The organism is Streptomyces sp. NPDC047043 (assembly GCF_040644055.1).
In the GTDB taxonomy this organism is placed as follows: Bacteria; Actinomycetota; Actinomycetes; order Streptomycetales; family Streptomycetaceae; genus Streptomyces.
The window spans coordinates 336,117-348,086 of the sequence record NZ_JBEYVO010000001.1 but is presented as its reverse complement, the minus strand read 5'-3'; the positions used below and the strand labels follow the sequence as shown (position 1 = coordinate 348,086).

Sequence of the window (11,970 nt, the reverse complement as noted above, 5' to 3'; positions counted from 1 at the left end):
ACCTGTGTCCGGCGCCCGGCGGTCGACCCCGGGTGGGTGCCCACCCGCTGGAGCAGGCCGCCCCCACAAGGCGATGGACGAACGCCGCGCCGTCAAGGCGCTGTTGAAGCGCTGACTGGTCAACTCCGGCCCCGGACAAGGCCCGCCGGGACCTTGCCGTGGGGGGGAGAACAGGGCCGGCGTCAGCCGTTCTTCCCCGGCTCCTGCGAAGTGAGGTCCGTCGGACTTGCGCGGAGCATGGCCCTGTAGAGGGCGTCGTGCTCGGGCGAGGCCGGCAGGGGGCCACGGGCCGGGGTCTCGAGGGACTGGATGAACAGGGCCACGACGCGCCGCCAGGCGTCCGGGGCGGCGCCGCCGGTGGCGTTGACGACGCCGGCGTTGGCCATGTGGATCAGCACCAGGTCCGAGGGATCGAAGTCCTCGCGCAGACGCCCTGTGGCCTTGGCGCGGTCGATGAGCTGCAGCATGGCCTCGTACGCCTCGTTGCGGCGCTGCTCCAGGGCCTTGGCGGTGGGGAAGGTCATGGTCAGCACGTCGGCGAAGCCGTAGTCGGCGGCCTGCATCGCGCAGGCGGCCTCGATGTAGCCGACGAAACCGTGCCAGGGGTCGGGGTCCTCCAGGGCGTTGGCGACCGCGTCGGCGTAGGCGTCCATGCGGTCGGAGAAGACCGCGGCGACCAGCTCCTCCTTGGTGGGGAAGCGCCGGAAGATGGTGGCGATCCCCACGCCTGCCTCGCGGGCCACGGAGGCCATGGAGGCGCTCAGGCCGTCGCGCGCGAACACCGTGCGCGCGGCGGCGATGATCCGCTCCCGGTTGCGCTCGGCGTCACTGCGCAGGGGCTGGGCGGCGGTGTCGTCGGAGGGCTTGGCGCCAGGGGTCATACCGGCCAGTCTAGCAACCGGATTGCCCTATCCATTTCTGGTGGTACGGTGGTTCACGGCGAACCGGAAAGGCCTATCCGAATCTTCAAGCAGGCAGGTCTGTCCGGATCTCGAATCGGATAGGCCTATCCGAATCTCCCTCCTTCCTTCAATCACGCCAACCAGGTTTTGCGAAAGGATCGCTGTGACCAGCATCGCCATCGTCGGAGCCGGCCCCCAGCTGGGCCTCGCCATCGCCCGTACCTTCGGCTTCCAGGGCCTCGACGTCGCCCTGATCTCCCGCAACCGCGAGAAGCTGGACGATCTCGTCGGCACGCTCGGCGCCGAAGGCATCAACGCGGCCGCGTTCCCCGCGGATGTGCTCGACCGTGACGCGCTCACCCAGGCGCTCAAGGACGCCGCCGCACAGTTCGGCCGTATCGACGTACTGGAGTACTCCCCGCTGGGGCAGTTCGGTTCGGTCGCTCTGACCACTCCGGCCGAGAGCGACTTCTCCGACGTACAGCACGAGATCGAGTTCCAGCTCTACGGGGCCATCGCCGCCACCAAGGCGGTGCTGCCGGCGATGCGCGAGGCCGGCGCGGGCACCCTGCTCTACACCACGGGCGCCGGCTCCCTCGACCCCCTGCCGATCGTCGGCAACGTCAACGCCGCCGCGGCGGCCCTGCGCAACTGGGCGGTCAACCTGCACAAGGAACTGGACGGCACCGGCATCCAGGCCGCCCACGTCGCCCTGGACGTGTCGATCGCCACCGCCGTCATCCCCGGCTCGCCGGTGATCCAGCCCGAGGACATCTCGCCCGTCTACTGGGAGCTGCACACCACCAAGCGCGACCAGGCCGAACTCGTCTTCACCGGCTGACACCACACCACGCTTCCGCGTCCACCCGACCGCGCCGCGGTGCAGCACACCGCGGCGCGGTCCAAGAGAAGGTCTCCGAGAAGGTCTCCGCTCCGATGAACGTGTTCCTGTGGATCGTGCAGGGCGTCCTGGCCGCGGTGTTCGCGACCTCCGGCCTCATCAAGACGACCAAGTCCCGCGAGCAGCTCATTCCCCAACTCCTGTGGGTGAGCGATGTCCGGACCCCGGTGGTCCGCCTGATCGGCATCGCCGAGTTCGCCGCCGCCCTGGGGCTGTTCCTCCCGGGCGCTCTCGACATCGGGACCGTGCTCACACCGCCGGCAGCCACCGGCCTCGCGGTGATCATGGTCCTGGCCATGGGCCTGCATGCCCGGCGCAGGGAACCGGCGGCCATTGCGTTCAACGCGGTGCTGCTCGTCCTCGCGGCCCTGGTCATGTGGGGCCGCTTCGGACCCCACGCCTTCTGAGTCGGCTCATCTCCCCTTACGGCGGCCCGGCACAGCGCAACCCGGATGGGCGCCGGACGGCACCGTTTCCATGAGGCCGGCTACGTCAGGCCGGCGGCTGGGACGGGGACAGGTTCTGGTCGGCGGCCCAGGAGGCGAGGATGCGCAGGCGCTCGTGAGTGGGGGAGCCCGGTGCCGCCGTCCAGACGGTGAGGTGCTGGTCGGGGTCGGTGTTGGCGGTCAACGTGTCCCAGTCCAGGACGAGTTCGCCGACGACCGGGTGGTGGAGGGTCTTGGTGCCCACGGTGCGGGCCGCGACCCGGTGATCGCCCCACCACCGGGCGAACTGCTTGTCCCGCGTCGACAGTTCACCGACCAGCTCGATGAGGCGGGGATCCTCGGGGTATTTCGCTGCCTCCATGCGCAGTTGTGCCACGGAGATCTGCGCGGAGGTCTCCCAGTCGGCATACAGGGTGCGCATCGCCGGTTCGGTGAACTGGATCCGCGGATAGTTGCGGTGCCTTTCCGGGATGCGGGAGAAATCGATGACCAGGGCGGCGGCCAGTGCGTTCCAGGCCAGAATGTCCCCGCGCCGGCCCTGCACGATGGCCGGGGTGGCGGTCAGATCGTCCAGAACCCGCTGCAATTGCGGCTGGACCCTTTGCCGGCCGCGGCGCCGGGTGCGGGTGGTGGTCTTCCCGGCGAGCTGGAAGAGGTACCCCCGCTCGTCGTCGTCCAGATGGAGCACTCGGGCGAGGATGTCCAGCACGGGCGCCGACGCCTGCATGCGGCCCTGCTCGAGGCGGGTGTAGTAGTCGGTGCTGATGTTGGCGAGCTGGGCGACCTCCTCGCGGCGCAGCCCGGCCACCCGGCGGGGCCTGCCGGTGTCGGGCAGCCCGACCGTGCGCGGGCTCAGCTCGGAGCGGCGCCTTTTGAGGAATTCTCCCAGTTCATTGAGAGGGACATTGCCGGTCATGCTGCCCAGCATGACACCGATCGCACGACGGAAAGGGGGGAGAATTTACTCCCAGGATGTTCTTCTCCCAGGATGCATTTCTCCGCTTTTCGCTTGTGGCCGTCCGTGTGAGGCTCGATCTTGAGCAGCCGTTCGTGACCTGGCTGCGGCACGCAGACCCTCGCACCGAAGGAAGACCCACCCATGCGCGGAGCAGTCATTCACGCCCCCGGCGACGTGCGCTTCGAGACCCTGGACGACCCGAAGATCCTCAAGCCGACGGATGCCATCATTCGCACGGTGGCCACCTGCGTATGCGGTTCGGACCTGTGGCCCTACCGTGGCGCGGAGCCCATCGGTGACCCGCATCCGATGGGACACGAGTACGTCGGCATCGTGGAGGAGACCGGGCCCGAGGTCACCCAGGTCAAGCCCGGCCAGTTCGTCGTGGGCTCCTTCGCGACCTCGGACAACACCTGCGCCAACTGCCAGAAGGGCTGGCAGTCGAGCTGTCTCAACCGGGAGTTCATGAGCACCTGTCAGGCCGACTATGTGCGCATCCCCAATGCGCCCGGCACCCTGGTCGCCACCGACCAGATCCCGGACGCCGGGCTGGTGCCGGGTCTGCTGGCGGTCTCGGACGTGATGGGCACCGGCTGGTGGGCGGCGCTGGCCGCCGAGGTCAAGCCCGGCTCCACCGCGGTCGTCGTCGGCGACGGCGCGGTCGGCCTGTGCGGGGTCATCGCCGCCAAGGAACTCGGCGCGGAGCGGATCATCGCCATGTCCCGGCACGCCTCGCGCCAGCAGCTGGCCGTCGAGTTCGGTGCCACGGACATCGTGGCCGAGCGCGGCGAGGACGGCATCGCCCGGATCAAGGAGCTTACCGGCGGCATCGGCGCGGACAGCGTGCTGGAGTGCGTGGGCACCGCCCAGTCGATGCGGCAGGCCCTGCATGTGACCCGCCCGGGCGGCAACGTCGGCTTCGTCGGCGTCCCGCACGAGGTCGCCGTCGACGGCCTGGAGCTGTTCTTCTCCCAGGTCGGCCTGCGCGGCGGCCCCGCCCCTGTGCGCCGCTACCTGCCCGAGCTGATCGACCTGGTGCTGTCCGGACGGATCAACCCGGGCAAGGTCTTCGACCTCACCCTCCCCCTCGACCAGGTCGCCGAGGGCTACAAGGCGATGGACGAACGCCGCGCCATCAAGGCCCTCCTCAAGCCCTGATCGGAGGACACGCCACCACGCCTGGGCCGCACTCCATGCGGTGCAACCCAGGCCGCCCCGTCTGCGCCCGCAAGGACTCACCATGACGACCTTCGCCCTCGTCGGCGCCGGCCGGCGCATGGTGGCCTACGGCGACGAGTGGATCCCCATGCTTCGCCCCAAAGTCCTCGACCACATCGCCGAGTTCAAGAAGACCGCCCGCAAGCCCGGCAGCGACGAGCCACTCCCTGTCACCCTCTTCGGCGGCGAACTCGACGACGTCGACGCCTACTCCGCCGCCGGAGTCGACCGCGTCCTGTTCTGGGTGCGGCCCCAGGACACCGCGCAGATGATCCGAACCGTCGACCGGATCGCCCTTCACCTGGGCGACCGCCTGCACTGACCACGGCGGCAGCGTCGCGCGGGGTCCGGCGGCGGAGAAGAGTGAGTTCCGCCGCCGCACCCACAGCCGCTCAGTCGGCCATGGCCTCGCGTACGAGTGCCGTGTCGACGAACTGCTCGAAGCGGACGATGAGTCCGCCGCGTACGACGAAGTGGTGCGCGACGCGGACGTCGATCGGCTTGCCGGTCGCCTTGTTGACGGCGGTGTAGCGGGCAAGGACGACGACGTTCTCGCCGTCGGCGACATAGGTGTCGTCGTGGGCGGTCCAGCCGTCCCAGTCCTGGCCGAGCTTCTCCATCACGTTGGACGTGACGCCCTCAGGGGTGCGGTAGGTGCCGGCGAGGGGGAAGCCGGCCATCTCCGTCCACTCCACGTCCGGCGCCAGGGTGGCCCGCAGGGCTGCCAGGTCACCGCCCGCGGAGGCCAGATACTGGCGCCGTACGACATCGGCGGGGGCGGTGGAGGTCGCGAACTCGCTCATATCAGCCCCACGTCATCTCGCCCTTGGCGACCTTCGCGCCGATCTGGGCGGCGATCAACATGCCGTTGTCGGGGTAGCGCGCCACGAGCGCCTCGGTCAGCGCGGCACCGTCCGCCGCCTTGCCGAGCTCCTCCTCGAAGGAGGTCAGGTACTCGCGGGTGGCGGCGATGGCGGAGGCATCGGCCGCCGTGCCGGGCAGACGGTGACCGGCGACGACCAACTCCGGCTGCAGCGCGGCCATTTCGTCCAGCAGGTCGATCCAGGAGGCACGGTCACCCGGCGTGGGGGTGTCGGCGACCCAGACGTGCTCCTGCTGGAAGAGCAGCACGCCGCCGAGGAGGGCGCGCTGCTCGGCCTGCCACAGGTAGTGGCGGTCGGGCAGAGCGGCCGGGCCGCCCTTGAGCTCGAAGCGGTGGCCCTCCAGGGTGAGGTCGCCGCTCAGCGGCTGCAGGTCGACCAGGCGGGTGGGCAGGTTGGGGCCGAGCGCGGCCCACGCTTTGAGCTTGCCCTCGTAGGAGTGCTGGATGTGCTCGATGACGATCGGGGTGGCGACGAACACGGCGTCCGGGAAGGTGTCGGCGATCACCTCGGCGCCGAAGTAGAAGTCGGGGTCGCCATGGCTGACGAAGACGGTGGTCAGCTTCTTGCCCGAGTCGAGGATCTCGGCGGCCAGACGGTGGCCGTCGGCCCGGGTGAAACCGGCGTCGACCAGCAACGCCTCGCTCTCGCCGGTCACCAGCGTGGCGGTCTTGTTCTTGCTGCCGGCGGGGAAGTCCAGGTCGAGGACCTTGAAGGAGAGGGTGCTCATGGGTGACTCCTTGCGGTGAGGGGGGCGGGTCGGGGACGGGGAAGCTCAGTGGCCACGAAGAGTTCCGTGGCTGCGAAAGGCTCAGTGGGTACGAAGCGTCGCCAGCCGCCGGTCGACCTCGTCGGCGGTGGCATGACCATGGGCCAGCGCGGTGACGCGGTCGCCGTCGACGGCCAGCAGGGTCGGGAAGCCGGTGACGCCCAGCGAGGCGGCGCGGTGGAAGTCGGCGCCCGCCGCCACCCGCACCTCGGACGACTCGAAGGCGGCGACCACGGCGTCGGCGTCCAGCCCGGCCTCCTCGGCGACCTCCCGGTAGGTCCCGGGGTCGGAGAGGCTGAGGCCGTCGACGTAGAAGGCGCGTTGCAGCGCGATGGCGAACTCCGCCGCACGGGCGGGAGCGGCCATCCGCAGGGCGACGATCCCGCGCGCGGCGGCCTCCGAGTCCATGACGAAGGAGCCGTCGGCGATCAGCTGGTCGTATGCCGTACCGAACTCGGCGCCCGTCAGCTCGGCGATCTTGGCGTTGGCGCCCTGGACGTACCCGAACTCGCGGATCGGCACCCGGCGCGGCCCGGTGAACAGACCTCCGGAGACGACTTCGACCGGCAACTCGGGGTGGCGCGAGGCGACTTCGCCGAGCGTTCCGGAGAACCCGTGCGACCAGCCGCAGTAGGCGTCGAAGACGTGGACGAGCTTCATCGAAGACCTCGGCAGGGGTGCGGTGCTCGCCTCTTGCGAGCGATTCATCTGACAGAACAGTAACTGACGCGTCAGATATTTCCAGATGGGTGTGAGCTGGGGCACGGCGGTGCGGGTTTACAGCACTGCATCAGCGCTGGTGCAGGTCCGCAGGTCAGGGCAGCCGGGGCAGCACGTCCCGAGCCGTATGACTGAGGATCCGAAGATCCTCTGCGAACCGCTTCCGGTCCGCCGCGGGCAGGGGCTCGACCAGGTACCGCTTGATGTTCTCCAGATGGACCAGGGACGCGCGCACGACTGTCTCCTCACCCAGCGGCGTCAGCCGCACCAGCCGCCCGCGCCGGTCGTCGGGATCCTCGGTGCGCTCGACCAGCCCGGCCGCCTCCATCCGGTCCACCAGCCGGGTGGCGCCGCCCGTGGTGAGGACCTGCTCCTGGGCGACGGCCCGCATCGAGAGCCCCGGCTCGCCCGCCCGGCCGAGGATCAGCAGCACCTCGAACATCAGGTGGCTGACACCGCACTCCTCCTCGAGCGCCCGGCCGAGGATGTACTCCAGCCGGTTGGCTGCGCCCTGCAACCGGCCGAACGCCAGGATGAGTTCGTGGTCCGCGGCTTCCTTGGCCGTCGTGATCTCCGCTTCCTCGCCCACGGTCGCGCCGCCCCTCTGTCGTCCCGGTGTCACCGTACCGATCATGCCTTGGACGGCTGGACAACCACACTCGGACGGCTGGGACGACGACACGCACGGGTAGGGGCCGCCGCTACGCCCCGGGGTGCAGCCCGAGCCAGCCAGGTGTCGGGGCGCCCTTGACCTCGCCGAAGTACAGGGCGAACGTCTGCTTCCAGCGCTCGACCTCGGCGCGGTCGGCCATGAAGCGGGGGAAGCCGTCCACATGGGCGTTGGGATACTCCCAGATCTGCTTCAGTCCGGCCGGGGGAGTGACATCGGTACGCACCGACCAGCCGTTGAAGGACCCCTGCTGGTGCTCGACGGACAGTTGCCAGTTGAGGAAGAGTTTGGCGGCCGTGGAGTTCTTGGCCTGCTTGAGGACGGCGGTGCGCTGGCCCCAGCCCATGAACGGGTGCCCGGCGCCGATGGCGAACGTCACGGGGGAGGAGCCGGCCGCGGACCCCGCCGTGCCGACGCCGATCGGCTTCTGGCCGCCGAAGACGGCGTCGCCCGGGGAGTTGCTGCCGCGCCCGAACTGGACGTCCTGCGCAGCGAACTTGGCCACCCAGTCCCAGCCGTACGTGCGGGCGTACAGCGTGTAGAGGTAGAGGACCGCGTCGTCGTCGTGCGGGTAGGACGAGGCGATCTTGCCTTTCCACTTCGGGTCGACCAGGTCGAGGGGGGTGAGCGGTGTCTTCGAGTCGACGGCCGCCGTGTCGTACAGGAAGCTGAAGGCGATCGCACCGGTGGCCACCCACGCGCCCTGCGGATCCTTGAACCCGTCGTGAACCTTGGAGAAGCCGGCGGGTTTGTAGTGCAGCAGTCGGCCCTGCCGCTTCCAGCGGTCGAAGTCCTGAAGGGTCTGGAACTGGACCACGTCCGGGACGAGGGTGTCGGTGGCGAACTGGTTGTCGACTCGCACGTCGTGGTACTTGCTGTAGTCGACGATCAGCGTCAGGTCGATCTCCGGAAAGCGGTCCTTGAAGGCCGCCTTGGTGCCGTCCTGCTGGGTGGGGGTGTCGCCGCCGGCGTAGACGACGAGCTTGCCGCCCTCCGCGAGTGCGGCTCGGTAGAGCTCGTCGAGCGTCCGCGTCTCCTCGCGCCAGCCTGCGCTGCGGGAACCCGCCGGGGAGGCCATGACCGGACTCGCCGAGGCGCCGAACGCGCCCACCCCGAGAGCGGCTCCGGCACCGGTGGTCAGGACACGTCGTCTGCTGAAGCTGGACATGCGGAGGGGACCTCTCTGATGGGGGGTGTGATGAAGCCCGGCGCCTGGCTCGGCCGCGGTCGTCGGGCGCTCTCCATCCTGCGCGTCGTCGCCACGGATGGGCAACGTTTTCCAAAGGATCGCCCCCACGTTCAACCGAACGATTGAACGCCACCTGTGCGGTGCGGTGTTGGCGTGCTACTCCGCCGGTCGCGCCGTGGTCCGCCGCGGCACGAGCGTGGGGGAGAGGGTCACCTGGGCCGACGGCCGGCCACGGTCGGCGATGCGTTCCAGAAGGAGCCGTACGGCGTTTCTGCCCATCTCGCGGCCCGCCTGGTCGACGCTGGTCAGCGAGATCGGACCGAACGCGGCGAACGTCGTGTTGTCGTAGCCGGCCACCGAGATGTCGCCGGGAACGGACAAGCCCGCTTCGGTGAACGCCTGCAGCACGCCCATGGCAACGATGTCCGCTCCGGCGAAGACGGCCGTGGGCCGCGGAGTGCGGGCGAGGAGCTCCTGCGCGCCTCGGTGGCCGCCGTCCTGGGTGTAGCTGGTGGAGACGACGTCGATGCACTCCTCCAGGCCGTGCGCCCGCATGGCCCGCCGATACCCGTCCGCACGCCGGGCGTTGGGCATCTCCGCGAGGCGCGTCGGGTCGGTCTCGTGATGCTCGATGTGGGCGATCCGGCGGTGCCCGAGTCCGGCGAGGTGGCCGACGACCAGGGCCGCGCCCTCGATGTCGTCGTCGGCCACGGTGTCGTACACCGGAGACTTCCCGTGCCGTCCGACGACGACGGTCGGCACCGAGGCGGCGACGCGCTCCAGGTGGGCACGCGACGACACGGGCGCGACCAGGATGATGCCGTCCATGCCGCGGTCGATCATCGCCTCCGTGACGCGGGCCTCCTCCTTCTCGCCGTTGCAGCCCGGCCCCAGGAACACCTGGTACTCGGTGGCCTCCAGCGAAGCGGTGATGCCGTCGAGGATCTCGGGGAAGAACGGGTTGCGGATGTCGGGCAGCATCACGCCGATGGTGTACGTCTGCCCGCGCAGGCCCCTGGCTCCCGCATGCGGCCGGTAGCCCAACTCGTCGATGGCACGGCGCACTTTGGCACGCATCTCCGGGCTGGCCCCGTAGGCGTTGCGCAGCACCTTCGACACGGCGGTGGTGGACACCTGTGCATGACGCGCGACGTCGACGATGGTGACCCTGCGACGTGCTGCTGACGGCTCCATCCGGTCCTTGCCTCTCCGGGAACGTTGCCGCCGAGTCTAGGGACGGATCACGCCGTTCAACAGGTACGCAGCGGCGGGGGAGTCTCTGCACCGCTGTAACAATGACGCAGCTTGCGCGGCATCTTGACGTCACGCGGGGTGCTCTCTAGGGTCTGGCCACACGCTTTGGGAAACGTTACCCATCAGCCGGACCGGGATCGCCCTGTCCGGGTACCGGACCACATCCACCAGAACGCAGACACCGACAGGCGCCCGAGGTTCGCGGCCTTTTCGGATGCCTCAACCAGCAGGGTTGTTGAAACGTTTCAAGAGAGGGGGTTCCAAGGTGACTCTCGCCAAGCACGAGCAGCTTCCGGACCACGACCGGCCTCCGGACGCGGCGCCTGCTGCACGCGTCCGACGGGCCCGCACCACCCCGCCCTGGTGGTTCGCCCTGCCCGCGATGCTGCTGTTCGCCTTCGTCGTCCTGGTGCCGAGCGGACGCGGCGTGTACTACGCGTTCACGAACTGGGACGGCCTCGATCCGCACTTCTCCTTCGTCGGCCTGGACAACTTCGCCGAGATGTTCCGTGACGCGGACGCGAAGCAGGCCATCTGGCACACCCTGCTGATCGCCGTGTCGATCACGATCGTGCAGAACGGGGTGGGACTGCTGCTGGCCCTCGGTGTCAACACGGCCATCAAGTCCCGCAACCTGCTGCGGGTCCTCCTGTTCGCCCCCGCGGTGATCACCCCGATCGTCACCGCCTACCTCTGGCGCAACCTCCTCGGCCCGGACGGCGCGGTCAACAGCCTGTTCGGCGCGGTGGGGCTGGACGGCCTGAGAAAGGACTGGCTGGGCAGTCCGCAACTCGCGCTGTGGTCGGTGATCGCGGTGATCGTATGGCAGTACGCGGGCTACTCGATGGTCATCTTCCTGGCCGGACTCCAGTCGGTGCCGAAGGAGGTGCACGAAGCGGCCGCCATCGACGGAGCCGGTGCCGTACGCCGCTTCTGGTCGGTCACCCGCCCCCTGCTGGCCCCGGCCTTCACGATCAACCTGATGCTGTCGATCATCGGCGGCATCAAACTCTTCGACCAGGTCTACGCGTTGACCGGCGGCGGCCCCGGCCACGCCACCGACACCCTGTCGACGTTGATCTACAAGGACGCCTTCACGCTCGGCGAGTTCGGCTACAGCATCGCGCTCGCGGTCGTCCTCGCGATCATCGTGGCCGTCGTCTCGACCGCCCAGTACGCCGGACTGTCCCGCAGCGAGAGGGCCACGTCGTGAACCGCTACCGCCGCCGCACCCTCGCCCTGGAACTCGCGATGATCGCGATCGCCCTCGTCGTCGGCTTCCCGGTGTACGTCCTGGTCAACCTCGCCGTACGGCCGGCCTCGGACACCTCGTCACCGATCAGCCCGACCACCTCGCCGACCCTGCACAACTTCAGCCAGGCCTGGCAACAGGGTGCTCTGGGCGGGGCGTTGGCCAACAGCGTGCTGGTGACGGCGTGCAGCGTGGTCATCGTGCTGGCGGTCTCGTCGCTCGCGGCGTACCCGCTGGCCCGCGTCACCGTCCGCTGGTCGAGGGGAACGTACCTGGTCTTCCTGTTGGGGCTGGTCCTGCCCTTCCAGCTCGCCTCGCTGCCGCTGTACCAGACGATGCGGGACCTGGGCCTGCTCGGCACTCCCTGGGCGCTGGTTCTCTTCTACTCCGGCCTCCAGGTGCCGTTCACCGTCTTCCTCTACGTCGGCTTCCTGCGCGCCCTGCCCCGCGACTTCGAGGACGCGGCACTGATCGACGGCTGCACCCCGCTGCAGGGCTTCCGGTACGTCGTCCTGCCCATGCTCAAACCGGTCACGGTAACTGCCTTGGTGCTCAACGCAGTTGCCGTCTGGAACGATTTCTTCACCCCCCTGCTGTACCTCAGCGGCAGCGCCCAGCAGACCATGCCGGTCGCGATCGCCGGGTTCGTCGGTCAGTACGTCACTGACTGGAACCTCATCTTCGCCGCGCTGGTGATCAGCATCCTGCCCGTCCTGATCGTCTACTTCCTGCTGCAGCGCAGCATCATCAACGGCTTCGCGGGAGGGCTGCGCGGCTGACGCCCGAGGCCCACCCATCCCTCATGCCCGG

The 11,970-nt window shown here is 69.3% G+C and carries 14 protein-coding genes; 6 read left to right on the top strand and 8 right to left on the bottom strand.

Features of this window, described 5'->3' with window-relative positions; translation table 11 throughout:
* Positions 1–182 precede the first annotated feature (182 nt).
* A complete protein-coding gene (locus ABZ880_RS01680) occupies positions 183–881 on the bottom strand; it encodes a TetR/AcrR family transcriptional regulator (protein ID WP_361255088.1) in 699 nt (232 codons plus the stop codon).
* A gap of 184 nt (positions 882–1,065) precedes the next feature.
* On the opposite strand from ABZ880_RS01680, the gene ABZ880_RS01675 reads away from it, so the two are divergent.
* Positions 1,066–1,743 (top strand): SDR family NAD(P)-dependent oxidoreductase, encoded by a 678-nt coding sequence (locus ABZ880_RS01675; RefSeq protein WP_361255085.1) that lies wholly within the window; start codon positions 1,066–1,068, stop codon positions 1,741–1,743.
* A 95-nt stretch (positions 1,744–1,838) separates the two neighbouring features.
* Positions 1,839–2,210, top strand: a complete 372-nt coding sequence (locus tag ABZ880_RS01670) for a DoxX family protein (protein WP_361255082.1) — start codon at positions 1,839–1,841, stop codon at positions 2,208–2,210.
* A gap of 85 nt (positions 2,211–2,295) precedes the next feature.
* Here the strand turns inward: ABZ880_RS01670 and ABZ880_RS01665 are convergent, their stop codons facing one another.
* Positions 2,296–3,177 carry a helix-turn-helix transcriptional regulator gene (locus tag ABZ880_RS01665; protein ID WP_361255079.1) on the bottom strand — a complete coding sequence of 294 codons (882 nt, stop codon included), beginning with the start codon at positions 3,175–3,177 and terminating at the stop codon, positions 2,296–2,298.
* A gap of 171 nt (positions 3,178–3,348) precedes the next feature.
* Between ABZ880_RS01665 and ABZ880_RS01660 the strand changes: the two genes are divergently transcribed.
* Both ABZ880_RS01660 and ABZ880_RS01655 read left to right on the top strand, forming a co-directional pair.
* Complete coding sequence (locus ABZ880_RS01660) at positions 3,349–4,365, top strand: zinc-dependent alcohol dehydrogenase family protein (RefSeq protein ID WP_361255076.1); 1,017 nt, start codon at positions 3,349–3,351, stop codon at positions 4,363–4,365.
* 82 nt (positions 4,366–4,447) lie between these two features.
* A complete protein-coding gene (locus tag ABZ880_RS01655) occupies positions 4,448–4,747 on the top strand; it encodes a hypothetical protein (protein ID WP_361255073.1) in 300 nt (99 codons plus the stop codon).
* A gap of 70 nt (positions 4,748–4,817) precedes the next feature.
* Here the strand turns inward: ABZ880_RS01655 and ABZ880_RS01650 are convergent, their stop codons facing one another.
* The 6 genes from ABZ880_RS01650 to ABZ880_RS01625 all read right to left on the bottom strand — a co-directional run bounded on the left by ABZ880_RS01650 (position 4,818) and on the right by ABZ880_RS01625 (position 9,848).
* On the bottom strand, positions 4,818–5,228 hold the full coding sequence (locus ABZ880_RS01650) for a nuclear transport factor 2 family protein (protein WP_361255070.1): 411 nt from the start codon (positions 5,226–5,228) through the stop codon (positions 4,818–4,820).
* A gap of 1 nt (position 5,229) precedes the next feature.
* Entirely contained in the window at positions 5,230–6,036 is an 807-nt protein-coding gene (locus ABZ880_RS01645; protein ID WP_361255067.1) for an MBL fold metallo-hydrolase, read from the bottom strand.
* A gap of 81 nt (positions 6,037–6,117) precedes the next feature.
* The gene (locus tag ABZ880_RS01640) at positions 6,118–6,735 is read right to left on the bottom strand and encodes a DsbA family protein (RefSeq protein WP_361255846.1); all 618 of its coding nucleotides are present in this window, start codon (positions 6,733–6,735) and stop codon (positions 6,118–6,120) included.
* Positions 6,736–6,889: 154 nt separating this feature from the next.
* Complete coding sequence (locus ABZ880_RS01635; protein ID WP_361255843.1) at positions 6,890–7,384, bottom strand: MarR family transcriptional regulator; 495 nt, start codon at positions 7,382–7,384, stop codon at positions 6,890–6,892.
* Positions 7,385–7,496: 112 nt separating this feature from the next.
* Complete coding sequence (locus ABZ880_RS01630) at positions 7,497–8,633, bottom strand: ABC transporter substrate-binding protein (protein WP_361255065.1); 1,137 nt, start codon at positions 8,631–8,633, stop codon at positions 7,497–7,499.
* Positions 8,634–8,810: 177 nt separating this feature from the next.
* Positions 8,811–9,848: a LacI family DNA-binding transcriptional regulator gene (locus ABZ880_RS01625; protein WP_361255062.1), complete on the bottom strand. Its 1,038-nt coding sequence runs from the start codon at positions 9,846–9,848 to the stop codon at positions 8,811–8,813.
* A 325-nt stretch (positions 9,849–10,173) separates the two neighbouring features.
* On the opposite strand from ABZ880_RS01625, the gene ABZ880_RS01620 reads away from it, so the two are divergent.
* Complete coding sequence (locus ABZ880_RS01620) at positions 10,174–11,121, top strand: sugar ABC transporter permease (RefSeq protein WP_361255059.1); 948 nt, start codon at positions 10,174–10,176, stop codon at positions 11,119–11,121.
* On the top strand, positions 11,118–11,939 hold the full coding sequence (locus ABZ880_RS01615; protein ID WP_361255056.1) for a carbohydrate ABC transporter permease: 822 nt from the start codon (positions 11,118–11,120) through the stop codon (positions 11,937–11,939). Before ABZ880_RS01620 ends, ABZ880_RS01615 begins: the two co-directional genes overlap by 4 nt.
* Positions 11,940–11,970: the final 31 nt, after the last annotated feature.